Below are 26,363 nucleotides of genomic sequence, written 5' to 3' on the forward strand. Positions count from 1 at the left end.
CTAGGTTGGTAAGGATCCAATAGATCATCAGGCATTACGGAAACGGGGGCGCCGGCGTGCGCGCGATACGGGGTTGGTTCCGGGACACCACGGGTGGGCTACCGAGGACCTTCTGGTACCTCTGGACGGGCACGCTGATCAATCGGCTCGGCTCGTTCGTCCTGGTCTTCCTCGCCATCTACCTGACCCAGGAACGCGGCTTCTCCGCCTCGCAGGCCGGTCTGGTGCTCGGCGCCTGGGGCGTCGGCGGTGCGGTCGGCACCACCGCCGGCGGCACCCTGACCGACCGGTGGGGTCGCCGGCCGACCCTGCTCACCGCCCATCTCGGCGCCGCGACGATGATGCTCGCCCTGGGCTTCGCGCGTGACCTGTGGACGGTCGCGGCGGGCGCGTTGCTGCTCGGCCTCTTCGCCGAGGCGGCCCGCCCGGCGTTCGGTGCCATGATGATCGACGTGGTGCCGGAGCGGGACCGGCTGCGGGCCTTCTCGCTCAACTACTGGGCGATCAACCTCGGGTTCGCCTGCGCCGCCGTGCTGGCCGGGTTCGCCGCGCAGGCCGGTTACCTGCTGCTCTTCGTGGTCAATGCGGCCACCACCGTGGTCACCGCGCTGATCATCTTCGTGAAGGTCAAGGAGACCCGGACGATCACCGTCGGCATGCCACGCGGCGGCGTGCCGGCGAAAGCCCTGCGGACCATCCTGACCGACCGGGTGTACCTCGGCTTCGTCGCCCTGAACCTGCTCGGGGCGCTGGTCTTCCTTCAGCACATCTCGATGCTGCCGATCGCGATGGCCGACTCCGGCCTGAGCCCCGCCACGTACGGGTCGGTGATCGCACTCAACGGCGTGCTGATCGTGGCCGGTCAACTCTTCGTGCCTCGGCTGATCAAGGGACGCAGCCGGTCACACGTGCTCGCCCTGGCCGCGGTGGTGATGGGCGTGGGCTTCGGGTTGACCGCGTTCGCCGAGGTCGCCTGGTTCTACGCCGTCACGGTGCTGATCTGGACCCTCGGCGAGATGCTCAACTCGCCGTCCAACGCCACCCTCATCGCCGAGCTCTCCCCCGCCGAACTACGCGGTCGCTACCAGGGCGTCTTCTCGCTCTCCTGGCAACTGGCCGGAGCGGCGGCGCCGATCCTCGGCGGGCTGGTGCGGGAGCAGGCCGGCAACGCGACTCTCTGGGCCGGCTGCGCCGTGATCGGTCTGGTGATGGCGGTGGGCCACCTACTGTCCGGACCGGCGCGGGAGCGGCGTGCCGTCGCCCTGCGTACCGCCGGTGCGGCCCCCGTGGTGACGGTGCAGTCGACCGCACCGCAGCCCGCCGCACCGCAGGCCGCCGAGCCGGTGGCCACCTCGCGGGGGTGAGCCGCGCCACCCGGCGCCGCTCCGGTCCGGCGATCCGGGCAAGATCTGTTAGGTGTCCGAACAGAATGGGAAGGTCGCGCGGCACGACCCGACGCAGGTCGGGGCGCTTCGTCGCTGGCTGACCGACACCGCGGGTGGGTTACCCGCCACCTTCTGGTATCTCTGGGCCGGCCTGCTGATCAACCGGGCCGGCGCGTTCGCGATGCTCTTCCTGTCGCTCTACCTGACCGCCGCCCGGGGGGCCAGCGAGTCGCTGGCCGGCGTGGTGGTCGGCGCGTACGGCGCGGGTGGTGCGGCCGGGGTGCTGCTCGGTGGGGTGCTGGCCGACCGGTGGGGCCGACGCTCGACCCTGGTGGCGGCGCACGTGGTCACCGCCGCCCTGATGGTCGCCCTGGCCCTCAGCCAGCACCTCGGCGTGATCGCGGCGCTCGCCCTGTTGGTCGGGGTGACGCACTCCATGCCGAGCCCGGCCTTCGTCGCCGCGATCGTCGACGTGGTGCCCGAGCATCGCCGGTCCCGCGCCTTCAACCTGCAGTTCTGGGCCTTCAACCTCGGCATGGCCGTCGCCTCGATGCTGGCCGGTCTGCTGGCGGAGGCCAGCTACGTGGCCCTCTTCCTGGTCGACGCCGTCGCCACGGTGGCCACCGCCGCGCTCATCGCCTGGAAGGTCCCGGAAACCCTGGCCCGTCGGCAACCAGGGGCGAATCCGATCGTCGGCGCCCGAGGTCCGCGTCGTCCCGGCCTGCACACCGCGTTGACCGACCGGCACTTCCTGGTCTTCGTCGGACTGACCTTCGTGCTGGCCGTCCTGACCATGCAGGCGTCGACGATCATGCCGCTGGCCATGCGTACCGACGGATTGGGGCCGTCGTCGTACGGCGCGGTGGTGGCTCTCGGTGGCGTCCTGATCGTGCTCGGGCAGCTCTTCGTACCCCGGCTGATCGACCGTCACCGGAAGGCTCACGTGCTGGCCCTGTCGACGGCGTTGCTCGCCGTCGGCTTCGGCGCGCTCGCCATCGCCGACCACCTCGCGTTCTACCTGGGCGCCTGCGTGGTCTGGACGGTCGGCTCGATGCTGGCCGCGCCACCCAACGCACAGATCAACGCGGACCTGGCACCACCGGCACTGCGGGCCCGCTACCAGTCGGTGTTCTACCTGGCCTTCCCGGCGGCGTCGTTCCTCGCGCCGACGCTCGGCGGCTTCAGCCTGCAACGGTGGGGCGACGGGCACTGGCTGCTGGTCGGCGCGCTGGGTCTGCTGGCCGCCGGTGTGCACCTGCTCGCCGGGCCGTCACGGGAACGCCGCGTGGCCACCCTGCGGCGCCAGGTGGAACCGGCCGAGGCGTCGCTGGCCGGGCAGGCGTGAAGACGCGTCATGCCCGGCACGGACCGTGCCGGGCATGTCACGTCGTACGACCGGCGGCGGCGGGCGACACTCACCCCCGTAAGCGACGCCCGCTCGCGCCGCCGGTCAAACAGGTGGGCCACCGTCCCCCAACGGTGTCGGTCCACCCGTCCCCCGCGCCTCGCCCGGTTGTCCAGATCTGATCGATCCGCCGCTCCCCCGAACGGTTCCGAGCGTGGCACGGTGCAATAAAGTTAGTGTGGCCCGACCTCGCGATTCAACCTGAGTGACTGTCTCGCCCGTCACAGCGCGATCCCTTTCGAGACGGCGCTTAGGCCCTCGGTCAAGGCCAACTGCGGGTACCCGAGCGCTATTCCCGCAAACCTCTCACCCGTCCTCCCGATCGGGTGACTCGGTCCGGAAAAAGTTGCTCGGCCGGCCGTCCCGCATCTGCTCCTGATAGATCAGATTCAGCCGACGCAGGTCGAAGGTGTGGAACCACTCGTCCCAGGTGATCTCGCGGATCCGGCTGCTCTCCCGGTAACCCGGAATGTTGAACGTCAGCACCCCGGCCCGGCCCTCGCGCTCGGTACCGCTGATCGTCGCCGGTCTGGCTCCCCGCTCCCGGGCCCACCGTCGGATGACGTCGTGGTTGGTGGTGACCAGGCTGCGGCCGGGGCGTTCCGGCCGGTCCTGGAGGGAGGAGATCACCTGCGACGACCGGACCGACCGGGACGTCGAGCGCCCGGTACGCACCGCGCCACCACGGGCCGGCCGGGCCTCGGCCGGCCGGCGGGTTGGTGCCGCCTTGCAGGCGCGGGTGGCCCCACCGGCCGTCGTGCCGCTCGGGGCCGACCCGCGCGGCGTCGACCTCCGCGCGCCCGCCGTTGCTCTTTCGCGCCGTACCGTCGTGGACCTGCGTGCCGCACTCGTCGTCTTGCGGGCCGGCGGTCGACGGCCGCCGCGCCGGTCGCCCTTCCGCCCCGGCGCGGCCCGTTTCGCCAGCGCCTTGGCCCGCCCGACGCGGTACGGCCCGACGCCGCCTGTTTCGCACCGGAGCTCTTCGTGGCGCCGGCCCGGCCGGCCGGACCGCTGCTGCGGCGCCCGGCGCCACTGGACCGCAGCGTCTTCGTCAGTGTCTTCACCAGTTCCGGCTTCCGCAGGGCGGAGATGCCGGAGACCCCGTGCCGCCGCAGCTGTCCCCGAATGTCGTCGACCCGCATCCGGGCGATCTCCGACTCGGAGATCCTCGGCGTGTTCGGGGTCTGGTTGCCACCCTGCCGTTTGGTCCTGGTCGCGGTCCCGCCGCGACCCGAGCTGCTTCGCTGAGCCATGGACGCTCACGCTCCTCGCCACTCGCCGTCTCGGCGCGGCGGGTCCCAACGCCGCACCGCGCGCTGCGGCTTACCCGTCAGGAGCGGTCCGAACCTCCGGCGGTCGGCGGAGTCGACCGGGCCCCCGCCGAGGGCTCGAACAGGTGCGCGAAGGCTGCCAGGTTGGCGGTCGACTCACCCCGCTTCACCCGCCACTCCCACTCGCGGCGGATCGAGCTGCCGAACCCGATCTCCAGCATCGTGTCGAAGGACTCGTCGGCGTAGGTCAGTACCGCGCCGAGCAGCCGGTCCAGCTCGTCGGCGTCGACCGCGTCCGGGTTCACCCGACCGGTGAGGTAGACGTCGCCGACCGCGTCGATGGAGAACGACACGGCGTACATCTTGGCGTTGCGCTGCAACAACCAGGCCCACAGCTCCTCGCGCCGCTCGTCCGGCTGGCGCATCACGAACGCCTCGACCCGCAGCGCGTGCTCGCCGACGATCAGGTTGCAGATCGTCTTGAGCTTGTGCGTACCGGGCAGGGTCACCGCGTACGACCCGGGGCCGGTGGACTCGCAGGCGAGTTCCCGCTCCGCGCAGACGGACTCGATAAGTGCCCCGAGGTCGCTCATCCGGCCAACTCTACGGCGACCAGCACCGCACCGCCCGGGCACCGTTGTGGTCCGGCGCTGTCCGGTGGCACGTGGCCCGGCGCGAGCGGGCCCGTCTCGGCGTCAGCAGCGGGAGGCGGTGAGTTCGGCGGTGAGGCCGGCCCGGTGGTCGGCGACCGCCTCACCGTAGACGGCGAGCAGGCCGGCGGCGTGCCAGAGAAATCCTGGGCGGTGCCGGGCGGCGCCGACGGACAACTCGGCCTGGCGGGCCCGGTCGGGCAGCAGGCGGGCCAGCGCAGCCGCCCAGTCCGCCGGGTCGTCCGCGCAATCAGCACCCCCGCTGACCTGGTCGCGCACCGTGGTGACCAGTCCGCCGACGGCCGCGGCCACCACCGGCGTACCGCACGCCTGGGCCTCCAGCGCGACCAGGCCGAAGGATTCGTTGTACGACGGCACCGCGACCAGGTCGGCCGCCTGGTAGAGCAGGGGCAGTTCCGCTCCGGTACGCGGGGGCAGGAAGTGCACCCGGTCGGTGACACCGAGCGAGGCGGCCAGCTCGATCAGCGCGGTGGGCCGGTCCAGCCCGGTGCCGCTGGGGCCGCCGCAGATCACCACCGCGACCTCACGGGCCAGCTCGGGATCCCGGGCCCGCAGGGCGGCGATCGCCCGGACGAGCACGTCGGGTGCCTTCAGCGGCTGGATCCGGCCGACGAACGCGACCAGGTGGCCACGGGTCGGCAGGCCCAGCCGGATCCGGGCGGCGGTCCTGGCGGCCTCCCGGTCGCCGGCTGGGGGACGAAACCGTTCCAGGTCCACACCGGGCTCGACCACGGTGACCCGCGTCGGGTCCGCGTCGTACCGGCCGATCAGGTCCCGCGCCTCGACCCGGGTGTTCGCGACCAGCCGGTCGGCCTCCGCGACCACCTGTTCCTCACCGATCACACGCGCCTTGGGCTCCGGCCGGTCACCGGCGGCCAGCTGCGCGTTCTTCACCTTGGCCAGGGTGTGCGCGGTGTGCACCAGCGGCACCCCCCAACGGTCCTTGGCCAGCCAGCCCACCTGGCCGGAGAGCCAGTAGTGGGAGTGGATGAGGTCGTAGTGGCCCGGCGGGCGGGCCGCCTCGGCGCGCAGCACGCCCGCGGTGAACGCGCACAGCTGGCCGGGCAGCTCCTCCTTGGTCAGGCCCTCCAGCGGGCCGGCCATCACGTGCCGGACGTGCACGCCTGGGGCCACCTCCACCACCGGCGGCAGGTCACCCGAGGTGGCCCGGGTGAAGATCTCGACCTCGACGTTCGCCTCGGCCAACCGCCGCGAGACCTCGAGGATGTAGACGTTCATGCCGCCCGCGTCCCCGGTGCCCGGCTGGTGCAGCGGTGAGGTGTGCACCGACAGGGTCGCGATCCGCCGGGGTCGCGGCCACGGCAGGGAACCCCGCTGACGCCCGACACCGGTGTGCTCTTCCGCCACGTCCGCTCCCTTTGCCACGGTTGATGCCGTCCCCGCACGACCGGCGCTCCTGCGTAAACACGCCACGCCGGATGTCATCTTCCCGATCGGCGGCGGGAAATACGTCGGGCAGGGTCTCGGGCGTGACCGACCTCATGGCGACCGCGCCGCCGGCGGTCGCACGGCGGGGAGCGAGAATGGCCGGATGAGTCGTGTCGCGATCGTCACCGGAGCGTCCAGCGGGATCGGCGCCGCCACCGCGCGGCGGCTCGCGGGCGAGGGTTTCCACGTGCTCGCCGCGGCGCGGCGTACCGACCGGCTTGTCGAACTGGTCGAGGAGATCACCGCCACCGGCGGCTCCGCCACCGCGGTGAGCTGTGACGTCACCTCCGACGAGTCGGTGGCCGGCCTCGCCCGGGCCGCGCAGCAGGCCGGCGGGCCGGTGACGGTCCTGGTGAACAACGCCGGTGGCGCACGCGGGCTGGACCCGGTGGAGTCCGGCGCGGTCGGTGACTGGCAGTGGATGTACGACGTCAACGTGCTCGGCACGCTGCGGGTCACCCAGGCGCTGCTGCCGATGCTGGAGGCCTCGGGGGCGGGCACGATCGTCGTCGTCTCGTCGACCGCCGGCTTCACCGTGTACGAGGGCGGGGGCGGCTACACCGCGGCGAAGCACGCGCAGACGGCGGTCGCCGGCACGTTGCGGCTGGAGCTGTGCGGGCGCCCGGTGCGGGTGATCGAGATCGACCCGGGCATGGTGAAGACCGACGAGTTCTCGTTGACCCGCTTCGGCGGGGACGTCGAGCGGGCGGAGGCGGTCTACGCCGGTGTCGCCGAGCCGCTGCTCGCCGAGGATGTCGCCGACTGCATCGCCTGGTGCGCCACCCGCCCGCAACACGTCAACGTGGACCGGCTCGTGGTCCGGCCGCTGGCCCAGGCCGCCCAGCACAAGGTGCACCGGACGGGCTGATGGTGGTGCCGGCGTCCCGGCCGCTCGGCGTGGTCACCAGGGGTACCACCGGGCCCAACCGGCTGCGGCGGGTGGACAACTGGATCGTGGAGACCTGCGCCGACCCGCTGCGCGCCGCACCGGATCCACTCGTGGTGGATCTCGGCTACGGTGCGGCCCCGGTGACGGCGGTGGAGCTGCGGGCCCGGCTCGCCGCACGCGTCCGCGCCGACGTGCGGGTGGTCGGGCTGGAGATCGATCCGGTACGCGTCGCCGACGCGCAGCCCGCCGCCGACCCGCCCGGGCTCACCTTCGCCCGGGGCGGCTTCGAACTGGCCGGTCTGCGTCCCGCCCTGGTCCGCGCGCTGAACGTGCTACGCCAGTACGACGAGAGCGAGGTGGCTGGCGCGTGGGCCACGATGTGCGCCGGCCTGGCCCCGGGCGGCCTGCTGGTGGAGGGGACCTGTGACGAGTTGGGACGCCTCGCCGGCTGGGTGCTGCTCGATGCCGACGGCCCACGCTCGCTGACCCTGGCCGCCCGGCTGGCGACCCTGGCGAGTCCGGCCGAGTTGGCCGAGCGGTTGCCGAAGGCGCTGATCCACCGCAACGTGCCGGGTGAGCGGATCCACGACCTGATCCGGGCCCTGGACGACGCCTGGCACGCCGCCGCCGGCTACGTCCCCTTCGGCCCCCGCCAACGCTGGCTGCACACCGTCTCCACCGTCCGCACCCAGGGCTGGCCCGTCCTCGACCGCCCTCGCCACTGGCGCCACGGCCGCCTCACCCTCCCCTGGCCCGCAGTCTCCCCCACCTGAACGAGCCCGGCAGGCACGGGTTGATCAAGAAGTTTTCGTCCGGTTCACGCGCGGGAGCTGACGAAAACTTCTTGATCAACCCGATCAGAGGGTGCAGTTGATGAGGACGGGTTCGGGGTGGAGGGTTACGCCGAAGCGGGACTGGACACCGTCGCGGATCTCGCGGGCCAGGGCGAGCAGGGCCCGGGTGCTGGCGGTGCCGGTCGGGTTGGTCAGGGCCAGGGTGTGCTTGGTGGAGATGGCGGTGCCCTCGGGGCCGGGATGTCCCTTGCCGAAACCGGCCTTGTCGATCAACCATGCGGCGCTGACCTTGACCAGGTCGTCGGCACCGGGCCAGGCCGGCGGCTCGCCCAGCCCGACGGCCCGCTGCCGCAGCTGCTCGTACGTCGCGGCGTCGAGGACCGGGTTGGTGAAGAACGAGCCGACGGAGCGGGTGTCCGGGTCGTCCGCGTCGAGCACCATGCCCTTGCCGGCGCGTAGTCGCAGCACCGTGGCCCGGGCCTGGGCCAGTGGCACCCGGTCACCGACCTCGACGCCGAGTGCCCGGGCCAGCTCCGCGTAGCGCACCGGGCCGGACAGCGGCGAACGGGCCAGCCGGAAGTCCACCGAGAGCACCACCCAGCGGTCGTTGTACTTGAAGACGCTGGACCGGTAGGCGAAACCGCAGTCCGTCGCCGCGACCTCCCCGACGGCTCCGGCCGTCCGGTCGTAGACCTGCACGGCGGTGATGGTCTCGGCGACCTCCTGCCCGTACGCCCCGACGTTCTGGATCGGGGTGGCACCGGTCGAGCCGGGAATGCCGGACAGGCACTCCAGCCCGGACCAGCCGTTGCGTACCGTCGCGGCGACCAGCTCGTCCCACGGCTCACCGGCCTCGACCCGGACCGTCACGGTCCGCTCGTCCTCGGCGAGCACCCGCAGCCCCCGGGAGCGGACGAGAACCACCGTGCCGGGGAAGCCACCGTCACCGATCACCACGTTGCTACCGCCGGCGAGCAGGAGGATGTCGGTGCCCGCCTCGCGTACCCGGCTGACGATCTCGTCGGCATTGGTGGCGGTGACCACCTGGCCGGCCGGCCCACCCACGCACAATGTCGTGTATTGCGCCAGATCGTCCGTGCTGGCGGGTTGCGCGGCGGCTGTCGGCTGGGCGTAGACGTCAGACACGCCTCTCACCCTAGGCTGAGGGGTAGCCGTGGCACCCACTGGTGGCCCGGTCACCCCCGGGAGGATGGCGATGAGCAGATTGCACGGCAGCAAGGATTTCTGGATCGGTGCGCTGCGGGCGGAGGGCCCGGCGTTCGCCGCCGCGGTGGCCGAGGCACCGCCCGAGACACCCGTGCTGTCCTGCCCCGGTTGGACCGTGACCGACCTGACCCGTCATCTCGCCGGCATCTACCGGTGGGTGCACGAGGTGGCCGGTTCGGGCGATCCGGCGGCGCCGCGGCAGGGCCGGGCACAGCCGGTCGAGCCGGCGGAGGGCGTCACCGCCGTGCAGCAGTGGCAGCAGGCGTACGACGACCTGATGGCGCTCTTCGAGACCCTCGATCCGGAGGCGCCGGCATGGAACTGGGCCCCCCAGCCGAAGAAGGCCGGCTTCTGGCCGCGCCGGATGGCCCACGAGACGGCGGTGCACCGCTGGGACGCCCAACTCGCCATCGCCGCGGGTGAACCGATCGAGGCCAAGCTCGCGGCCGACGGGGTGAGCGAGGTGCTGGACACCTGGTTGCCGGCGGGCCGGCGCAGGTCGGGCGGCCCGTGGGCGGGCGTGGTCCGGTTGACCGCCACCGACGCCGACCACGAGTGGTATCTGCGGCTGCGCGGCGAGGGGGTCGCCCTGCTCGACACCGGCACCATCCTCGATCATGACGACCACCACGCCCGGGTGCAGGTCACCGGCACCGCGAGCGATCTGCTGCTGGCGCTCTGGGGACGGGTCAGCTTCGACACCCTGACCGTCTCCGGCGACCGCACTCTGCTCGACGGGGTCCGCACCGGCTGATCAGCACGTCCGTCCTGACGAGCGGCCCTCCGGTGCGACGAGGGTCGCTCGTGGCCATTCTGTGACCCCTCGCGAGAGAGCGCTCTCTTGACACCGGTCCGGGGCGGACCGCAGGCTACGTGAGAGCGCTCTCAGAGCCCTTCCACCACCACCCGACCTGAGAGGGGTCACCAGAAATGGGCACATTCCCGCGTCACCGCCTCGCGGCGGTCGCTCTGGCCGCCACCGGCGTCCTGCTCGTCACCGGCGGCTGCGGCGGCGGCGACGAGGCCGCCGGCGACGGCACGATAACGCTCACCGTCGACGTCTTCGGACAGTTCGGCTACGAGCAGCTCTACCAGCAGTACATGGACGCCAACCCGAACATCAAGATCGTCGAGCGGGGCACCGGCGGCAACCTCGACGAGTACTCGCCGAAGCTGACCCAGTGGCTCGCCGCTGGCAAGGGCGCCGGCGACATCGTGGCCATCGAAGAGGGTCTGATGGTCGAGTACAAGGCCAACCCGGACAACTTCGTGAACCTGCTCGACCACGGCGCCGCCGACCTCAAGGGCAACTTCCTGGAGTGGAAGTGGAACCAGGGGCTCACCGCCGACGGCCAGAAGCTGATCGGGCTCGGCACCGACGTGGGCGGCATGGCGATGTGCTACCGCACCGACCTCTTCGACAAGGCCGGCCTGCCGACCGACCGGGAGCAGGTCTCCGCGCTCTGGCCGACCTGGGAGGACTACATCGCCACCGGCGAGAAGTTCAAGGCCGCCAACACCGGCGCCTCGTTCCTGGACGCGGCCACCAACACCTTCAACACGATCGTGCTCCAGACCGCCGGCAACGCGCAGGGCTACCACTACTACGACACCAGCGACAACCTGGTGGTGGACACCAACCCGGCGGTGAAGCAGGCCTGGGACATCACCATGAACATCATCAACGCGGGTCTGTCCGGCAAGTACGGCTCCTGGTCGGAGGAGTGGGTCTCCGCCTTCAAGCAGGCCAAGTTCGCCACCATCGCCTGCCCCGCCTGGATGACCGGTGTGATCGAGGGCAACGCCGGGCCGGAGGCCAAGGGCAAGTGGGACATCGCCCGGGTGCCGGGCAACGGCGGCAACTGGGGCGGCTCGCACCTGGCCGTACCGCAGCAGAGCAAGCACAAGGACGAGGCGGTCAAGCTGGTCAAGTTCCTGACCAGCGCCGAGGGGCACATCGGCGCCTTCAAGGCCAAGGGCCCGCTGCCGTCCTCGCCGCAGGCGCTTGACGACCCGGCCATCACCGAGGCCACCAACGCGTACTTCTCCGACGCGCCCGTCGGCAGGATCTTCGGCGAGGGCGCGAAGACGCTGAAGCCGGTCTACATGGGGCCGAAGAACCAGGCCGTCCGCACCGAGGTGGAGAACGCGGTCCGCACCGTCGAGCTGGGCCAGCGCACCCCCGAGCAGGGCTGGCAGGACGCGGTCGACAACGCCAAGAAGGCCGCCGCCAAGTAACCGGCCCGAGGCCCCATCCCCGCCGTCGGTCCAGGCTCCGCCGTGATGCGCACGCGTCCGCGGCTCGCCCTGGACCGGCGCGGGGCGGGGGCGTGGAAAGGAGTCAACGGGTCATGGCGTTACAGCTCGACGCGCGACCACCGGCCACACCGGCGCCGCGTGGCACCCGCCCGTCCCGGGCCGGCCGGCTCAGCCGGATCGACGCGAAGTACTCGCCCTACCTCTACATCGCCCCGTTCTTCGTGATCTTCGCGATCTTCGGGGCCTGGCCGCTGGCGTACACCTTCTGGGTCTCACTGCACGACTGGGACCTGCTGGGCAGCAATCCCACCTTTGTCGGCGCGGACAACTACACCCGGCTGCTGGCGGACAGCGACTTCTGGCACTCGGTGGTCAACACCCTCGGCATCTTCGTCCTCAGCACGGTCCCGCAACTGCTCGCCGCGCTCTGGTTGGCGAATCTGCTCAACCGGCAGCTGCGGATGCGTACCGGTTGGCGGATGGCGGTGCTGGTGCCCAACGTCACGTCCACGGCCGCCGTGGCGATCGTGTTCGGCGTGCTGTTCGGCCGCGAGTTCGGCATGGTCAACTGGCTGCTCGACCTGGTCGGCGTCGACGGCATCGAGTGGAAGTCCAACCGGTTCGCCTCCTGGGTGGCCATCTCGACGATGGTCGACTGGCGCTGGACCGGCTACAACGCGTTGATCTTCCTGGCCGCCATGCAGGCCATTCCCCGCGACCTCTACGAGGCGGCGGCGATCGACGGCGCGAACCGGGCCCGGCAGTTCTGGACCATCACCGTGCCGCTGCTCAAACCGACGATCATCTTCTGCGTCATCATCTCCAACATCGGCGGGCTGCAACTGTTCACCGAGCCCCGGCTGTTCCACTCCGGCACCAACGCGATCCGGGGTGGGCCGATGCGCGAGTCGCAGACGATGACCATGTACATGTTCGAGAACGCCTTCGCGCCGTACTACAACTTCGGCTACGGGTCCGCGGTCGCCTGGCTGCTCTTCGCCCTGATCGCCATCGTCGCGGCGATCAACGTACTGATCATCCGCCGGCTGGGTGCCGGCGCCCGGCCGGACACCGGCAAGCGGAAGGGAGGCTCCCGGTGAGCGAGCGCAGTGAGCGAATCATTAAGCGCAGTGCCGTGGTGGCTCATCGCGACGCCGAGCGCAGCGAGGTGGCGCGATGAGCAGGTTGTGGCGGGCGAGCCCGCTGACGTACTTCGCACTCGTCGCCGCCGGCGTCCTGTCGGTCTTCCCGATCTACTGGATGTTCGTGGTGGCCAGCCGGTCGAGCGACGCGATGGGCCAACTGCCACCGCCGGTGACCCCCGGCGGCAACCTGGGTGCGAACATCGCCCGGCTGTTCGCCAACACCGACGCCTACTTCCTGACCGGCCTGATCAATTCGGCGATCGTCGCGATCACGGTCACCGTCTCCGTGGTGTTCTTCTCGACCCTCGCCGGGTTCGCCTTCGCCAAGTTGCGATTCCGGGGCAGCAGCGCACTGCTGATGATCATCATTGCCACCATGATGGTGCCCACCCAGCTGGGCGTCATCCCGTTGTACATCCTGATGACGAAGCTGAACCTGAACGACCGGCTGCCGGCCGTGATCATGCCCGCCCTGGTCACCGGCTTCGGGGTGTTCATGATGCGGCAGTACGCCGGGCAGGCGGTCAGCAGTGAGCTGATCGAGGCCGCCCGGGTGGACGGTTGCGGCACCGCCCGCATCTACTGGAACGTGGTGGTGCCGGCACTGCGGCCGGCCGCCGCCGTACTCGGTCTGCTCACCTTCATGACCACCTGGAACGACTTCCTCTGGCCGTACGCGGTGCTCAACGACCCGGAGAATCCCACTGTGCAGCTATCGTTGCGGGCTCTGTCCGACGGCTACTACCAGGACATGTCCCAGGTCTTCACCGGCACGGCCATCGCCACGCTGCCCCTGCTGCTGGTATTCGTCCTGTTCGGCCGCCAGATCATCGGCGGGATCATGGAAGGTGCGGTCAAGGCGTGACTGAGTTGAGATTCCCGGACAACTTCCTCTGGGGTGCGGCCACCGCGGCGTACCAGATCGAGGGGGCGGCCCGCGACGACGGGCGCGGCCCGTCGATCTGGGACACCTTCAGCCGTACCCCGGGCAAGGTGCACGCCGGCCACACCGGTGACGTCGCCTGCGACCACTACCACCGGTACGCCGACGACGTCGCGCTGATGGCGGAGCTGGGGTTGCAGGCGTACCGGTTCTCGGTGTCCTGGCCCCGCATCCAGCCCGACGGCAGTGGCCCGGTCAACCCTCGTGGCCTGGACTTCTACGACCGACTGACGGACGCGCTGCTGGGCCGGGGCATCGACCCGATCGTCACGCTCTACCACTGGGACCTGCCGCAGACGCTGCAGGACCGGGGCGGTTGGACCAGCCGGGACACCGCCGAGCACTTCGCCACCTACGCCTCCGCCGTGTACGCCCGCCTGGGCGACCGGGTCGGCACCTGGACCACGCTCAACGAGCCGTGGTGCTCGGCGTACCTCGGGTACGGCAACGGCGTGCACGCCCCCGGCGTGCAGGACCCGGGTGCCGCCTTCAGCGCCGTCCATCACCTGCTGCTCGCGCACGGCCTGGCCGTACAGGCGCTGCGCGCGGCCGGCGCCGGCCGCGTCGGGGTCACGCTCAATCCCGCGGACGTACGCCCCGCCGACCCGAACAGCGCCGCCGACGCCGCGGCCGTACGTCTGGTCGACGGGCTGCACAACCGGATCTTCTTCGATCCGCTGCTGGTCGGCGGGTACCCGGACGACGTTCGCGAGCACGTGGCACGGTTCGTCGAACCCACCTTCGTCCGGGACGAGGACGAGAAGATCATCGCGGCGCCGATCGACCTGCTCGGGATCAACTACTACGCGCCGACCTACGTCGCCGGCCGGCCGGACGGTGCCGGCGGTGGCGGGGCGTACCCCGGCACCGAGGGGCAGGTGCAGTTCCTGGCACCGGTCGGACCGCTCACCGACATGGGTTGGATGATCGAGCCGGCCGGTCTGACCCGGCTGCTGGAGCGCATCGCCACCGACTACCCGGCGGTGCCGCTGCTGATCACCGAGAACGGCGCGGCGTTCCCGGACAAGACCGCCGACCCGACGACCCCGCTTCAGGACTCGGACCGGGTCGCCTACCTCGACGGTCACCTGCGGGCCGCGCACGAGGCCATCGCCCGGGGCGTCGACCTGCGCGGCTATCTCGTATGGTCATTGCTTGACAACTTCGAGTGGGCCGAGGGGTACCGTAAGCGTTTCGGCATCGTGCACGTCGACTACCTCACTCAGCGGCGTACACCGAAGTCCAGCGCCCGGTGGTACCAGGAGGTGATCTCCCGGAACGGGCTGTGACGAGGTGGTGATTTCTCCGATGACGGGGGCGCAGCGGCCCACTCTGGAAGCGGTGGCACGACGGGCCGGTGTGTCCCGGGCCACCGTCTCCCGGGTGGTCAACGGCTCGACCACGGTCGCCGAACCGATCCAGGAGGCGGTCCGTCTGGCGGTCGCCGAGCTTGGGTACGTGCCGAACCTGGCCGCACGGACCCTCGTCACCCAGCGGACCGACTCGATCGCCCTGGTGATGCCGGAGGAGGCCACCCGCGTCTTCTCCGACGACCAGGTCTTCCCGGGGATCATCCGCGGCGCCGCCCAGGAGTTGGAGGCCGCCGACAAGCAGCTGGTGCTGATGCTGGCCGGGTCGCCGGCCGGGCACGAGCGGGTCGCCCGGTACACCACCGGTCGACACGTCGACGGGGTGCTGTTCGCCTCGCTGCACGGGGCCGATCCGCTGCCCGCCCGGCTGGCCGCACTGGGCATCCCGGTGGTGTGCAGCGGCCGGCCGCTCGACGGGGCGGAGGTGCCGTACATCGACGTCGACCAGGTCGGTGGGGTCACCCGCGCGGTACGGCACCTGATCGACAGCGGCCGACGTCGCATCGCCACCATCGCCGGCCCGCAGGACATGGTCGCCGGCATCGAGCGGCTGGCCGGGTACCGGGACACCGTGGTCGCCGCCGGGCTGCCCGAGATGGTGGCGGTGGGCGACTTCACCCGTGAGTCCGGCGCGGCGGCGATGCGCGAGCTGCTCGCCACCCACCCCGACCTGGACGCCGTCTTCGCCGCGTCGGACCTGATGGCACACGCCGCCCTGCGTACGCTGCGCGAGGCGGGACGGCGGGTGCCCGAGGACGTGGCGGTGATCGGCTTCGACGACATCGAGACCGCCGCGTACACCGATCCGCCGTTGACCACCGTCCGGCAGCCGATCGTGGAGCTGGGCCGGCAGGGCACCCGGCTGCTGCTCCGCCTCGCCGCCGGCGAACAGGTCGAGCCGGCACTCATCCTGCCCACCGAGCTGATCATCCGCGACTCCGCCTGAGTCCGCCCGACGGCGATGTACGGCGGGTGCGTGGGTACGTTTCTTGTCGCTGGGGCGACAAGAAACGTACCCAGCTTCGGGTTCAATTGATAGATGCGGATACCTGGAGACGACGCCGACGCGTTGCGGTGGTTGCTGTTCGAGCAGTCGGGGATCGTCAGCTGGGCGCAGGCCACCGCCGAACTGTCCCCGGCGAAGGTCCGGCACCTGCTGGCGACAGGGCGGTGGACCAGGGTGTGTCGGGGAATCCTGCGGGCCGCCTCGACCGATGAGCCGTACCGTCGAGAGCAGCACTGGTGGGTGGCGGTGTTGGCGGCCGGTCCGGGTGCGGTGCTGGCCGGGCTGGCGGCGGCGACAGCGGGCGGGCTACGCGGCAACTGGCGCCACGAGACCGTCGATGTGTTGGTCCCGCATCACCGACGTCGGGCAGACCTACTGCGTCGGTTGCCGCTCGGCCTGCCTGCGGTCCGGGTACGCCGGGCTCGGCAACTGTCGGACGAGGACCGGCAGCGTGGGCGGCCCGACCGCACGTCGATGGCACGGTCCCTGGTCGACGCGGCGCAGTGGGTGCGTACCGACGCCGAGGCGCAACAGATCCTCGCGGCCGGCTGCCAGCAGCGGCGGGCGACCCCGGCGGAGATCGGCGCGGTCCTCGCCCGATTGCCCCAGGCCCGGCGGCGCGTCCTGATCCGACAGACGCTGCACGACATCGCCGGTGGTGCGGAGGCGCTCTCCGAGATCGACCTGGTACGGCTCTGCCGACGCCACCATCTGCCGGCACCGACCGCCCAGCAGCGACGCCGCGACGCCGACGGACGGATCCGCTACCTGGATGCCTACTGGCCACAGTGGCGGCTGCACGTGGAGGTCGACGGCGCGCACCACATGGACGCCCGGCACTGGGCGGCGGACCTGCGCCGACAGAACCGGATCTGGATCGACGGCGACCGCATCCTCCGGTTCACCGCCTTCGACGTCCGCCATCGCCCCGACGATGTCGCCGCCCAACTCCGCGCCGCGCTGACCGCCGCTGGCTGGCGAGGCTGAGCGTGGGTACGTTTCTTGTCGCTGGGGCAACAAGGAACGTACCCACCGTCCCGGTGTCGCGCGGCGGAGATGGGGCGGAAAAGCGGGCGCGGAGGTCGGTCGGGCTTGGTTAACCTGCCGCGCATGTCTGCACCGTCCGCGCTGATCCGTCCGACACACCCTGACGACGCACCAGCCGTGGTGGCGTTGCGTACGCTCGTGTTTCCTTTCTTGATCCGTGGGGTCGCGTCCACCCGGCAGCTCATCTCGACGCCACCGGCGGAGCAGCACTGGGGCGGTTTCGTCGCCGAGGTCGACGGGCAGGTCGTCGGTTGGGTGTCGGCGTCCCGCAACACCAACACGAGCGCTGCGGTCGGCGAGGTGTCCCTGCTGCACGTACATCCCGACCAGCGGCGACGCGGAATCGGCGGGGCACTGCTGAGCCGGGCGCTGGAGCACCTCGCGCCGCTCGACCTGATCCGGCTACGTGGGCGGGCGCTGCCGGAGTCGTTGCCGTTCGCCCGCCGGCACGGCTTCATCCCGAGTCGCCAGGAGCGCTTCTCGGCCCTGGAGCTGCGCGCGCTGCCGCCGCTGCCGGCGGCCCCGGACGACGTCCGGCTGGTCCCGCTGGCCGGGGTCGACAGTCGCCAGGTCCACCAAGTGGAGGTGCTGGCCAGCGCCGACGAGCCGGGCGACGTGGCCTCCGACGCGATCAGCTACGCCACCTGGTGCGCCGACACCTGGGACAACGTCGGGCTGGACCGGGAGGCCAGCATGGGCGTCGAGGTGGATGGCGAGCTGGCCGCGATCAGCCTGGTGAAGCGGGACGGCGCGCGGATGTGGTCGGACTACACCGGCACCGTGCCGCAGCACCGGGGACGCGGGTTGGCCCGGCTGGTGAAGCTGGCCGCGCTGCACCGGGCGGCGGCGCGCGGCGTCACCGTCGCGTACACCGGGAACGACGCGGCGAACGCGCCGATGCTGGCGGTCAACGACCGGCTCGGCTACCGACGGGTGGCCAGCCAGTGGTCCTGCGTACGCGAGCTGCGCCCCGGCGGCTGACCCTCCGCGTACACCCGCTCGGCGATGGCGTGGGTGTCGGCGCCGAACAGCACCAGCCGGGCCTCGGTGATTGTCGTCGGCGTCGCCGAGCGCAGCACCGACAGGGCCTGACGCACGGCGTCCTCGACCGGCCAGCCGTAGACCCCGGCGGAGATCAGCGGGAAGGCGATGCTTGCCGCGCCCAGTTCGTCGGCGACGGCGAGGCTGTTGGTGTAGCAGCCACGCAGCAGTGCGGTGCGGTCCTCGGTGTCCGACCAGACCGGGCCGACCGTGTGCACCACCCAGCGGGCCGGCAGCTCACCGGCGGTGGTGGCCACCGCCTGCCCGGTCGGCAGGCCGCGCCCGTAGCGGGCGGCGCGCAGCGCGCGGCACTCCGCGAGGATCGCCGGTCCACCCCGGCGGTGGATCGCACCGTCGACTCCGCCGCCGCCCAGCAACGACGAGTTCGCGGCGTTGACCACCACGTCCACCCGCTCGCTGGTGATGTCTCCCTCGACCAGGGCGATGTCCATGTCAGCCCTCCGTGATGGGTTGGCCGAGCGAACGGCGGGCCAACAGGGTGGCACCGGCCACCGCGGCCGGCATCAGCAGTACGGCGCCGAGCGGGATCAGGAAACAGACGAAGACCGCGACCCCGAAGCCGAGTGCGGTGGGGCGGTCCGCCTTCAGCGCGGCGCGCCGGTGCGGCAGTCGCTTGCCGCGCCGGGAGAAGGGCGCGCCGGTCAGTTCCACGGCGAGCAGCCAGCCGCCCACCGCCGCGCCGATGACCGGCACCACGGTCTGGCCGACGAGCGGAATGAAGCCGGCGGCGAACAACGGCAGACCGAACAGCGCCGCCAGGGCGACCAGGCGGAGCGAGTCGGCGGCGCTGCGCCGCAGCGACGGCCAGAACGGCACCTCGACCTCGTCCGGCGTACCGCCGTAGCGTCGCTCCACCCGCTCCGAGATCTTCTCGTAGAACGGATCGCCGATGACCAGGGTGACCGCCGTGAAGGTGAGGACGGTGAGCAGGCCACCGAGACCGAGGAAGGCCAGCCCGGCGACCACCCGGACCGCGCTGCGCGGCGTCGTCGCCCAGTCGTCGGCGAACGGGGTGGCCGCGGCGGCCAGGTCGTCGACGAAGAAGACCAGGAGAGCGTACGCGGTCAGGAAGATCGCCCCGGAGATCAGCGCCGGAATGACGCCGAGCAGCATCAGACCTGGGCTGCGTACGTACAGGCGGACGCCCCGCAGCAGGAGCGTGGCCCCGCCGAGGAAGCGGCGACCGGCGCCCACGGCGGTGGAGGGAAGCTCGGATGCGTGCACGCCCAGGAGCGTAGTCACTCGCCGACGCATCCACCGGTTGACGGATCACCGGAATCAACCGGAGCCGATCAAGATCACCTCCAGCCGGTCGATTCGTCGCCGGCCGCTCCTCGCCACCCTTGAGTGGTAGCCGAAAGCGACGGCGAGAGGCGGTTGCCATGCCGGTCATCGAGGTGACCAGCCTGCACAAGCGTTACGGCGAGACGGTGGCGGTGCGCGACGTGTCGTTCGACGTCGAGGCCGGCGAGATCTTCGGCGTACTCGGCCCGAACGGTGCCGGTAAGACCACCACGGTGGAGTGCGTCGCCGGCTTGCGCGTCCCAGACGGGGGCGGGGTGTCGGTCCTCGGGCTCGACCCCCGCCGGGACGCCACCCGGTTGCGCCACCAGGTCGGGGTGCAACTTCAGGAGAGCCGACTGCCCGACCGGCTCCGGGTCGCTGAGGCGCTGACGCTCTACGCGTCGTTCTACCGCGAGCCGGCCGACCCGGCGCAGTTGCTCGACGAGTTGGGTCTCGACGGGAAGCGGGACACCCCGTACGAGAAGCTCTCCGGTGGCCAGAAGCAGCGGCTCTCCATCGCGTTGGCGCTCGTCGGCAACCCGCGGATCGCCATCCTGGACGAGCTGACCACCGGGCTGGATCCGCAGGCCCGCCGGGACACCTGGGGCCTGATCGAACGGGTCCGGGATCGCGGGGTGACCATCCTGCTGGTCACCCACTTCATGGAGGAGGCCGAACGGCTCTGCGACCGCTTGGCCGTGATCGACAAGGGGCGGGTGGTGGCCCTGGACAGCCCCGCCGGGCTGGTCTCGACCGTCACGCCCGAGCAGCGCATCCGGTTTCGCCCCTCAGCACCGTTCGACGACCGGCTGCTGACCGACCTGCCGCAGGTCACGGCCGTTACACGCAGCGGCAGCCAGATCCTGGTGACCGGCACCGGCGAGGTGCTGCACGCGGTCACCTCGGTGCTTGCCCGCCACCAGATCGTCGCCGCCGACCTACGGCTGGAGCAGGCCACGCTCGACGACGCGTTCGTCGAGCTGACCGGGCGCCGGTTCGTCGACTGAAGGAGGACCCGATGCACGCCTTCCGCCAGATCCTCAGGACCGAGGCGAAGCTGCACCTGCGGGACATCCCGACGCTTGTGCTCACCATCGCCCTGCCGACCTTGATCCTGGTGGTGCTCGGGCTGATTCCCTCGCTCCGCGAGCCCAGTCCGGACCTCGGCAACCAGTCCTTCGTGACCTACTTCACCCCCTCACTGTTGGTGATCACACTGGCCATGGTCGGCATCAACGCCCTGCCCACCGTGCTGGCCACCTACCGGGAGCGCGGCATCCTGCGTCGGCTGGCCACCACACCGGCGAGTCCACTGGCACTGCTGGCCGCTCAACTCATGCTGGCCCTGACGGGCATCCTGGTCAGCGCGGTGCTCCTCGCGGTGGTCGCCCGGCTGGCGTTCGACACCCCGTTGCCACAGCACCCGCTCGGGTTCGCGGCGGCACTCGTCCTGGGTACGGCCGCACTGCTCGCGGTGGGGCTGCTGGTGGCGGCGGTCGCGCCCACCGCCAAGTCGGCCCAGGCGCTGGCCGTACCGCTGTTCATCGTGGTCATGTTCCTCGGTGGGGTGTACCTGCCCCGGTTCCTGCTGCCCGACTTCCTGGCCGACGTCGGCGCCTACACGCCGCCCGGGATCCAGGCGCTGCTCGACGCCTGGACCGGCACCGCACCGCACCCGCTGCACCTGGGGATAATGGCCGTGATCGCCGTGGCGGCCGGTGCCGCAGCGGCGAAGCTGTTCCGCTGGGAGTGAGCGCATGATGGGCGGGGACGGGACGAGCGGCGGCGGGGACCGGACGGCTGGCCGCGACGACGCCCTGCCCACCCACGATCACCGACTGGCCAACTGGCGGGCGCGGGAGGCGCGGCTGCACCGCCTCCTGCCCTACGGCGGACTGCTCGTCGGCTCGCTGCTGGCCGCCTTCGCACCGGCACCGCGCGGGCTGCCGATGCTGCCCACCCTGGTCGTCGCCGGGTTGACCGCCTGCTGGGTCACCTGGTTCGTCATCCTGTCTCCGCGGTGGCCGGGACGACGGGGGTCGATGACGCTCTACTACGTCGGGCTGCTGGCCTTCGCCGCCGTCCTGGTGACCGCGAGCCCGTGGTACGGCTTCTTCGCCTGGGTCGGCTTCCTGCACGCCTTCCTGGTGCTCGACGGACGATGGCGCTTCGTCGGGATGGCCGCGACCGCCGTGCTGATCGCCACCGCGCAGGGCGGCGGCCTGCCGTCCTCGTGGTCGAACTGGCCGCTGTGGCTGGTGCTGGTGCTTGTCAACCTGGCCCTGGCCGGTGCGGTGAGCTGGTTCAACCTTGTCGGCGAACGGGAGGACGCCAGGCGCAAGCGGCTGGTGGCGGAACTCGCCGCCACCAACCGCCAACTCGCCGAGACGATCCAGGAGAACGAGGGGCTGCACGCCCAACTCATCACCCAGGCGCGCGAAGCGGGGGTGCTGGACGAGCGGCAGCGGATGGCGCGGGAGATCCACGACACCCTGGCCCAGGGGCTGACCGGCATCATCACCCAACTAGAGGCGGCCGAGCAGACCCGCGACCGTTCCGCCGACTGGCGGCGGCACGTGGACAATGCGTTGGCACTGGCCCGGGAGAGCCTCACCGAGGCCCGCCGATCGGTCCGGGCGCTGCGCCCCGAGCCGCTGGAGACGGCCCGGCTGCCCGACGCGCTCGCCGAACTCGGTGACCGCTGGTCGGCCGTGCACGGGGTGACGGCCAGCGTCAGCACCACCGGGACGCCCCGCCCGCTGCACCCGGAGATCGAGGTGACGTTGCTGCGGGCGGCGCAGGAGGCATTGAGCAACGTGGCCCGACACGCTGCCGCTTCCCGGGTCGGGCTCACCCTGTCGTACATGTCGGACGTGGTGACCCTGGACGTCCGCGATGACGGAACGGGATTCGACCTGACCAGCCGCTCGGCAGTCCCGAACGAGAACGGCAGCTACGGCCTCACCGCGATGCGGCAGCGGGTCAACCGGGTCGGTGGCGAGTTGGCCGTCGAGTCCGAACCGGGGGGCGGCACCGCCGTCTCGGCCTCCGTACCGGCCCTGCCCGGAGCCGCCGCATGACCGATCCGGTGCGCCTGCTCATCGTCGACGATCACCCGGTGGTGCGCGACGGGCTGCGCGGCATGTTCGCCGGTGACCCCGGGTTCGAGGTGGTCGGCGAGGCGGCGGACGGCGCCGAGGCCCTGACGATGGCCGCCCGCAGCCGCCCCGACGTGGTGCTGATGGACCTGCGGATGCCGGGGATGGACGGGGTGACCGCGATCGGCTGCCTGGTCGAAGCCGACAGCCCGGCGAAGGTGCTGGTACTGACCACGTACGACACCGACGCGGACGTGCTCCCGGCAATCGAGGCCGGTGCTACCGGCTACCTGCTCAAGGACGCGCCCCGCGACGAACTGGTCCGGGCGGTACGCGCCGCCGCCCGAGGGGAGTCGGTGCTCTCGCCAAGCGTGGCCGGCCGGCTGATGGGTCGCCTGCGGACGCCCCGTCGGCCAGCAGAGGAACCGCTGAGCCAACGCGAGTTGGAGGTGCTCACCCTGGTGGCCAGGGGCTCGTCCAACCGCGAGGCCGCCGCGCGCCTGTTCATCAGCGAGGCCACGGTGAAGACCCACCTGCTGCACGTCTACGCCAAGCTCGGGGTCAACGACCGGGCCGCCGCGGTCGCGGTCGCGTACGACCGGGGGTTGTTGACCCCCGGTGGACGGTGAGCGTCGGTGCGGGCGTCGCGGTTGCTCTCCCTGCTGCTGTTGTTGCAGGCCCGTGAGGTGTTGACGGCGGCCGAGCTGGCCCGCGAGCTGGAGGTGTCCGAGCGGACGGTCTACCGGGACGTGCTGGCGCTCTCCGCCGCCGGCGTGCCGATCTACGCCGACCGGGGGCGGGCCGGCGGCTACCGGCTGCTCGGCGGCTTCCGGACCCGGCTGACCGGCATGACCCGGGACGAGGCGGAGGCCCTGTTCCTGGCCGGGCTGCCCGGCCCGGCCGGTGACATGGGGTTGGCCGACGCGGTGGCGGCGGCGGAACTGAAGGTTCTCGCGGCACTACCGCCGAGCCTGCGCGACGCCCCGGCACGCACCGGCCAGCGGTTCCATCTCGACGTGCCGGGCTGGTACCGCGAGACCGCACCGCCGCGGTGGTTGGCCGAGCTGGCCGGCGCGGTCTGGCGGGACCGGGTGGTGACCCTGCGCTACCGGCGCGGGGAACACGAGGTCGTCCGTCGGGTCTGCCCGTACGGCCTGGTCCTCAAGAGCGGTACCTGGTATCTGGTGGGTCGGGTCGGCGAGGACGTGCGCACCTACCGGGTGGATCGGGTCACCGCGGTCGAGTCACACGAGGAGGGCTTCGACCGGGATCCGGGATTCGACCTGGCCGGCCACTGGCGGGCGCGGGCTGAGGAGTTCCTGCGCGGCATGCTGCGGGCCGAGGTGACGATCCGGCTGAGCCCCGCCGGCCTGCGCCGGCTCCGGCACCTCGCCGAGTTCCCGTTCGGGTACGAGGCGGCGGTCGCCGCCGCGGACGAACCCGACGGGCAGGGCTGGGTACGGACCCGCCTGCCCGTCGAGTCCGTCGACGTGGCCTACACCCAACTCCTCGCGCTCGGTCCGGAGGTGGAGGTGATCGAGCCAGCGGAGTTACGGGCGCGGCTGGCCGAGGCGGCCATCAGGGCCGCCACGCTGTACTCCGCCGAGGACCGGTCTCCCGACCGGCCGGCGTAGTACGGCCGGGCGGGAGAGTGCCGGTCGGTCCGCTCAGACGGGCGGACACCGGGGCGGGAGGATCAGCGGTAGCCGGTGACGTCGGCGGGTCTGCCGGCGTCGACCACCTCACTGATGTAGCGGAAGGCGTCCGGCTGGGAGCCGTCGACGTCGGTGAAGCCGTACACCTGGGCCAGTTCCCCGGCGGAGACGGACCGGCCGCTCCAGCGCGCCCGGTCCGGGTCGGCGGCGAGCGCGGCGACCGCCCGGCCGACGAACGCCGGGGTCTCCGAGATGAGGAAGTGCGGGTCCTTGGCCGCGCCGTCGCGCCAGTTGGCCTCGGTGACGCCGAAGTGCTCCAACATCGCCTCGGAACGGATCCAGCCCGGAGTGAGCGCGACCGCCGTTCCGCCGTGCGGCCTGACTTCGTGGGCCCAGCTGAAGGCGAGCCGGTTGACCGAGGTCTTGGCCAGGTCGTAGAAGACCGAGAGCCGGTAGTTCTCGTCGTTGTACGCCTTCGTGCCGTCACCGATCTCGACCACCAGGCCACCGGGGCGGCGGATCAGCAGCGGCAACGCGAAGTGACTGGTGATCACGTGCGTGTCGACGGCCAGCCGCAGGGTGCGGAAGCCGGCGTCGAGTGGCTGCTCCCACACCGGCTTCTCCCAGGTGATCAGCGGATCGGCCCCCCACACGTCGTTGACCAGCACGTCGAGCCGGCCCTGCTCGGCGTCGATCCGGGCGACCAGGTCCCGCACCTCGTCGGGCACCAGGTGGTCGACCCGGACCGGGATGCCGGTGCCGCCGGCCGCGGTGACCAGTTCGGCGGTCTCCTCGATGGTTTCCGGGCGGTCCAGTTCGGAGCGGCCCGCGCGGCTGCTGCGGCCGGTCGCGTACACGGTGGCTCCCGCGGCGCCGAGTTGCACGGCGATCTGCCGGCCGGCGCCCCGGGTGGCACCGGCGACGAGCGCGACCGTTCCGATGAGCGGTTTCGTCATGCGTCTCACGCTGCCAGCAATACCTGCCACCTGGTGGCAGGTATTCGCGACTACGGCTGTGACCCACACGATGCGGTATGTCGGGCCTTCCCGCGCGCGGGACGTCACGGCATGCCGCATGTCGCGCCGTCCCGCGCGCCGGATGCCGCGACATGCCGCATCCCACGGGCGGCGGGCGGCGGGCGCCCACGCCAGGGGGCAGGCGGCAGGCTGGCCGTTGAGGGAGTCGGCGATGCGGCGGGACGGGTCGGCGCGTTCCGTCAGAGCACCCCGGGACAGTCGTAGCGGTCAGGGTGGCGGGGCAGCACGGCGGCGAGCTGTTCGGCCACCTCCACCAGGTGCAGCTCGTCGCCCTCGGCAGCGATGACAAGCACCGGCGCAGTCACCCGGGCGAGCACGCCGGCGTCGGGCAGCGGGGCCTGCTCCGGCAGCTCGACAAGCCCCGGCGGCGAGGCCGTCGCGCAGCAGGTGGTCCAGCCGTTGCCGCAGGTAGGCCCAGCCGGCCGGCGTGTTGCGTACGGCCGGTGGCAGCTCGGTGGAGACGACCTCCGCCGCCGCCGAGGCGTCCCCACTCTCCACCGCCGACAACAGCTCGGTCAGCCGGGCTCGGGCGAGCGGTCCGCGTGGCCGGTCGAGCGCGGCGGGCAGGAAGAAGACCAGCCGCTCGAACCGTTCCGGGCTCTCGGCGAGCAGCCGGCACAGCGCACCGGCACCCAGGCTGGCCCCGAAGGCGCGGGTGGCACCGCTGAGGTCGGCGATCGCCCGCAGGTCGCGGGCCAGGTCCAGATAGCTCCACGGCCCGTCGGGCGCGTCGGAACGGCCATGGCCACGGAACTGGAAGAAGACCCGGCGACCGGTGACGCCGCTGCCGAAGGGTCGGGTGGTGGCGATGCCGTTGGCCAGCCCGTGCGCGAAGACGGTGACCGGGTCACCGACGCCGGTGACCAGCCGCTCCAGTCGTACGCCGTGCGGGGTGGCGACCAGTTCGGTCTCCGGGTCGGGCAACGGCGGCCGGCCGCTGCGCGGGGCACCCGGGCCGGGCCCCCAGGTGCGCGGTCCACCGTCCGGTGGTGGTGGCCAGCGGAAAGCTCTCACCAGGACCCTCGGTTGTCGCCGAGGTCACGTAGCCCGACCCGGACGTCGAGCAGGTAGATCAGCGCCGCCGCCACCCCGATCAGCCCGAAGATGCTGAGGGTGGAGCGGGTGAGCAGGGTGAGCAGGAGAGTGACCGCCAGGATCGCGATCCAGCCGCCCTTCGGCAGGGTCCCGATGGCCGGGAACGCATCGGAACGTTGCGTCACGGCGTGCACGAGAGCCACCCCCTGCACGACAAGCGCGAAGACGAACAGGATCAGCTCGATCACGTAGCGGACGTCGAAGACGAAGATCGGCGCGGCGTTGGCCATGACGGCAAGCTTATGCCGGCGACCCCGGGTCCGTGGCGACA

25 protein-coding genes and 2 pseudogenes are annotated in these 26,363 nt (G+C 71.7%); 17 read left to right on the plus strand and 10 right to left on the minus strand.

Going from position 1 to position 26,363, the window contains the following annotated elements; all coding sequences use genetic code 11:
- The first annotated feature begins 56 nt into the window (after nucleotides 1–56).
- Nucleotides 57–1,364, plus strand: coding sequence for an MDR family MFS transporter (locus ENC19_RS19030; RefSeq protein WP_164448485.1), 1,308 nt, complete (start codon nucleotides 57–59; stop codon nucleotides 1,362–1,364).
- 52 nt (nucleotides 1,365–1,416) lie between these two features.
- Complete coding sequence (locus tag ENC19_RS19035; RefSeq protein WP_164448486.1) at nucleotides 1,417–2,730, plus strand: MFS transporter; 1,314 nt, start codon at nucleotides 1,417–1,419, stop codon at nucleotides 2,728–2,730.
- 366 nt (nucleotides 2,731–3,096) lie between these two features.
- On the opposite strand, the gene ENC19_RS31890 is transcribed toward ENC19_RS19035, so the two are convergent.
- The 4 genes and pseudogenes from ENC19_RS31890 to mshA form a co-directional block, all read right to left on the minus strand.
- Nucleotides 3,097–3,714 carry a hypothetical protein gene (locus ENC19_RS31890; RefSeq protein ID WP_408058088.1) on the minus strand — a complete coding sequence of 206 codons (618 nt, stop codon included), beginning with the start codon at nucleotides 3,712–3,714 and terminating at the stop codon, nucleotides 3,097–3,099.
- 66 nt (nucleotides 3,715–3,780) lie between these two features.
- Nucleotides 3,781–3,968: pseudogene (locus ENC19_RS31895) on the minus strand (hypothetical protein); the annotation flags it as partial.
- Between the two features lie 152 nt (nucleotides 3,969–4,120).
- Nucleotides 4,121–4,654, minus strand: a complete 534-nt coding sequence (locus tag ENC19_RS19045; RefSeq protein WP_164448487.1) for a type III secretion system chaperone family protein — start codon at nucleotides 4,652–4,654, stop codon at nucleotides 4,121–4,123.
- Between the two features lie 102 nt (nucleotides 4,655–4,756).
- Nucleotides 4,757–6,100 carry a D-inositol-3-phosphate glycosyltransferase gene (gene mshA, locus ENC19_RS19050; protein WP_164448488.1) on the minus strand — a complete coding sequence of 448 codons (1,344 nt, stop codon included), beginning with the start codon at nucleotides 6,098–6,100 and terminating at the stop codon, nucleotides 4,757–4,759.
- Between the two features lie 184 nt (nucleotides 6,101–6,284).
- Between mshA and ENC19_RS19055 the strand changes: the two genes are divergently transcribed.
- Entirely contained in the window at nucleotides 6,285–7,049 is a 765-nt protein-coding gene (locus tag ENC19_RS19055; protein WP_164448490.1) for an SDR family oxidoreductase, read from the plus strand.
- Nucleotides 7,049–7,843, plus strand: coding sequence for a class I SAM-dependent methyltransferase (locus ENC19_RS19060; protein ID WP_164448491.1), 795 nt, complete (start codon nucleotides 7,049–7,051; stop codon nucleotides 7,841–7,843). Before ENC19_RS19055 ends, ENC19_RS19060 begins: the two co-directional genes overlap by 1 nt.
- 84 nt (nucleotides 7,844–7,927) lie before the next feature.
- On the opposite strand, the gene ENC19_RS19065 is transcribed toward ENC19_RS19060, so the two are convergent.
- Nucleotides 7,928–9,010 (minus strand): UDP-N-acetylmuramate dehydrogenase, encoded by a 1,083-nt coding sequence (locus tag ENC19_RS19065; RefSeq protein WP_164448493.1) that lies wholly within the window; start codon nucleotides 9,008–9,010, stop codon nucleotides 7,928–7,930.
- Between the two features lie 70 nt (nucleotides 9,011–9,080).
- On the opposite strand from ENC19_RS19065, the gene ENC19_RS19070 reads away from it, so the two are divergent.
- From ENC19_RS19070 to ENC19_RS19105, 8 genes are all read left to right on the plus strand, one after another.
- Complete coding sequence (locus tag ENC19_RS19070; protein ID WP_164448494.1) at nucleotides 9,081–9,845, plus strand: maleylpyruvate isomerase family mycothiol-dependent enzyme; 765 nt, start codon at nucleotides 9,081–9,083, stop codon at nucleotides 9,843–9,845.
- Between the two features lie 176 nt (nucleotides 9,846–10,021).
- The gene (locus tag ENC19_RS19075; RefSeq protein WP_164448496.1) at nucleotides 10,022–11,329 is read left to right on the plus strand and encodes an ABC transporter substrate-binding protein; all 1,308 of its coding nucleotides are present in this window, start codon (nucleotides 10,022–10,024) and stop codon (nucleotides 11,327–11,329) included.
- 113 nt (nucleotides 11,330–11,442) lie between these two features.
- Nucleotides 11,443–12,450 (plus strand): carbohydrate ABC transporter permease, encoded by a 1,008-nt coding sequence (locus tag ENC19_RS19080; protein ID WP_164448497.1) that lies wholly within the window; start codon nucleotides 11,443–11,445, stop codon nucleotides 12,448–12,450.
- A 76-nt stretch (nucleotides 12,451–12,526) separates the two neighbouring features.
- A complete protein-coding gene (locus tag ENC19_RS19085) occupies nucleotides 12,527–13,360 on the plus strand; it encodes a carbohydrate ABC transporter permease (RefSeq protein ID WP_164448498.1) in 834 nt (277 codons plus the stop codon).
- Nucleotides 13,357–14,727 (plus strand): GH1 family beta-glucosidase, encoded by a 1,371-nt coding sequence (locus tag ENC19_RS19090; RefSeq protein ID WP_164448499.1) that lies wholly within the window; start codon nucleotides 13,357–13,359, stop codon nucleotides 14,725–14,727. Before ENC19_RS19085 ends, ENC19_RS19090 begins: the two co-directional genes overlap by 4 nt.
- 19 nt (nucleotides 14,728–14,746) lie before the next feature.
- The gene (locus ENC19_RS19095; protein WP_164448500.1) at nucleotides 14,747–15,754 is read left to right on the plus strand and encodes a LacI family DNA-binding transcriptional regulator; all 1,008 of its coding nucleotides are present in this window, start codon (nucleotides 14,747–14,749) and stop codon (nucleotides 15,752–15,754) included.
- Between the two features lie 93 nt (nucleotides 15,755–15,847).
- The gene (locus tag ENC19_RS19100; protein ID WP_164448501.1) at nucleotides 15,848–16,801 is read left to right on the plus strand and encodes an endonuclease domain-containing protein; all 954 of its coding nucleotides are present in this window, start codon (nucleotides 15,848–15,850) and stop codon (nucleotides 16,799–16,801) included.
- A gap of 123 nt (nucleotides 16,802–16,924) precedes the next feature.
- On the plus strand, nucleotides 16,925–17,842 hold the full coding sequence (locus tag ENC19_RS19105; RefSeq protein WP_164448502.1) for a GNAT family N-acetyltransferase: 918 nt from the start codon (nucleotides 16,925–16,927) through the stop codon (nucleotides 17,840–17,842).
- Here ENC19_RS19105 and ENC19_RS19110 read toward each other — a convergent pair.
- Together ENC19_RS19110 and ENC19_RS19115 are read right to left on the minus strand one after the other, a co-directional pair.
- Nucleotides 17,785–18,354, minus strand: a complete 570-nt coding sequence (locus tag ENC19_RS19110; RefSeq protein WP_164448503.1) for an O-acetyl-ADP-ribose deacetylase — start codon at nucleotides 18,352–18,354, stop codon at nucleotides 17,785–17,787. The genes ENC19_RS19105 and ENC19_RS19110 overlap by 58 nt on opposite strands.
- A gap of 1 nt (nucleotide 18,355) precedes the next feature.
- Nucleotides 18,356–19,177: an EI24 domain-containing protein gene (locus tag ENC19_RS19115; RefSeq protein WP_164448504.1), complete on the minus strand. Its 822-nt coding sequence runs from the start codon at nucleotides 19,175–19,177 to the stop codon at nucleotides 18,356–18,358.
- Between the two features lie 128 nt (nucleotides 19,178–19,305).
- On the opposite strand from ENC19_RS19115, the gene ENC19_RS19120 reads away from it, so the two are divergent.
- The 5 genes from ENC19_RS19120 to ENC19_RS19140 are packed head-to-tail and all read left to right on the plus strand — an operon-like array spanning nucleotide 19,306 to nucleotide 23,939.
- Nucleotides 19,306–20,214 carry an ABC transporter ATP-binding protein gene (locus ENC19_RS19120; protein WP_164448505.1) on the plus strand — a complete coding sequence of 303 codons (909 nt, stop codon included), beginning with the start codon at nucleotides 19,306–19,308 and terminating at the stop codon, nucleotides 20,212–20,214.
- An 11-nt stretch (nucleotides 20,215–20,225) separates the two neighbouring features.
- The gene (locus ENC19_RS19125; protein WP_164448506.1) at nucleotides 20,226–20,960 is read left to right on the plus strand and encodes an ABC transporter permease; all 735 of its coding nucleotides are present in this window, start codon (nucleotides 20,226–20,228) and stop codon (nucleotides 20,958–20,960) included.
- Nucleotides 20,961–20,964: 4 nt separating this feature from the next.
- Nucleotides 20,965–22,287, plus strand: coding sequence for a sensor histidine kinase (locus ENC19_RS19130; RefSeq protein ID WP_235944926.1), 1,323 nt, complete (start codon nucleotides 20,965–20,967; stop codon nucleotides 22,285–22,287).
- Nucleotides 22,284–22,934, plus strand: coding sequence for a response regulator (locus ENC19_RS19135; protein ID WP_164448507.1), 651 nt, complete (start codon nucleotides 22,284–22,286; stop codon nucleotides 22,932–22,934). Before ENC19_RS19130 ends, ENC19_RS19135 begins: the two co-directional genes overlap by 4 nt.
- Nucleotides 22,935–22,940: 6 nt before the next feature.
- The gene (locus ENC19_RS19140) at nucleotides 22,941–23,939 is read left to right on the plus strand and encodes a helix-turn-helix transcriptional regulator (protein WP_164448508.1); all 999 of its coding nucleotides are present in this window, start codon (nucleotides 22,941–22,943) and stop codon (nucleotides 23,937–23,939) included.
- Between the two features lie 62 nt (nucleotides 23,940–24,001).
- On the opposite strand, the gene ENC19_RS19145 is transcribed toward ENC19_RS19140, so the two are convergent.
- The 3 genes and pseudogenes from ENC19_RS19145 to ENC19_RS19155 form a co-directional block, all read right to left on the minus strand.
- The gene (locus ENC19_RS19145) at nucleotides 24,002–24,916 is read right to left on the minus strand and encodes an SDR family oxidoreductase (protein WP_164448509.1); all 915 of its coding nucleotides are present in this window, start codon (nucleotides 24,914–24,916) and stop codon (nucleotides 24,002–24,004) included.
- A 216-nt stretch (nucleotides 24,917–25,132) separates the two neighbouring features.
- A pseudogene (locus ENC19_RS19150) lies at nucleotides 25,133–26,011 on the minus strand (alpha/beta fold hydrolase); the annotation flags it as partial.
- On the minus strand, nucleotides 26,008–26,322 hold the full coding sequence (locus tag ENC19_RS19155) for a DUF2516 family protein (RefSeq protein ID WP_164448510.1): 315 nt from the start codon (nucleotides 26,320–26,322) through the stop codon (nucleotides 26,008–26,010). The gene ENC19_RS19155 and the pseudogene ENC19_RS19150, both read right to left, overlap by 4 nt.
- Nucleotides 26,323–26,363 lie beyond the last annotated feature (41 nt).

This window comes from Verrucosispora sioxanthis (assembly GCF_010560025.1).
GTDB classification, from domain to species: Bacteria; Actinomycetota; Actinomycetes; order Mycobacteriales; family Micromonosporaceae; genus Micromonospora; species Micromonospora palythoicola.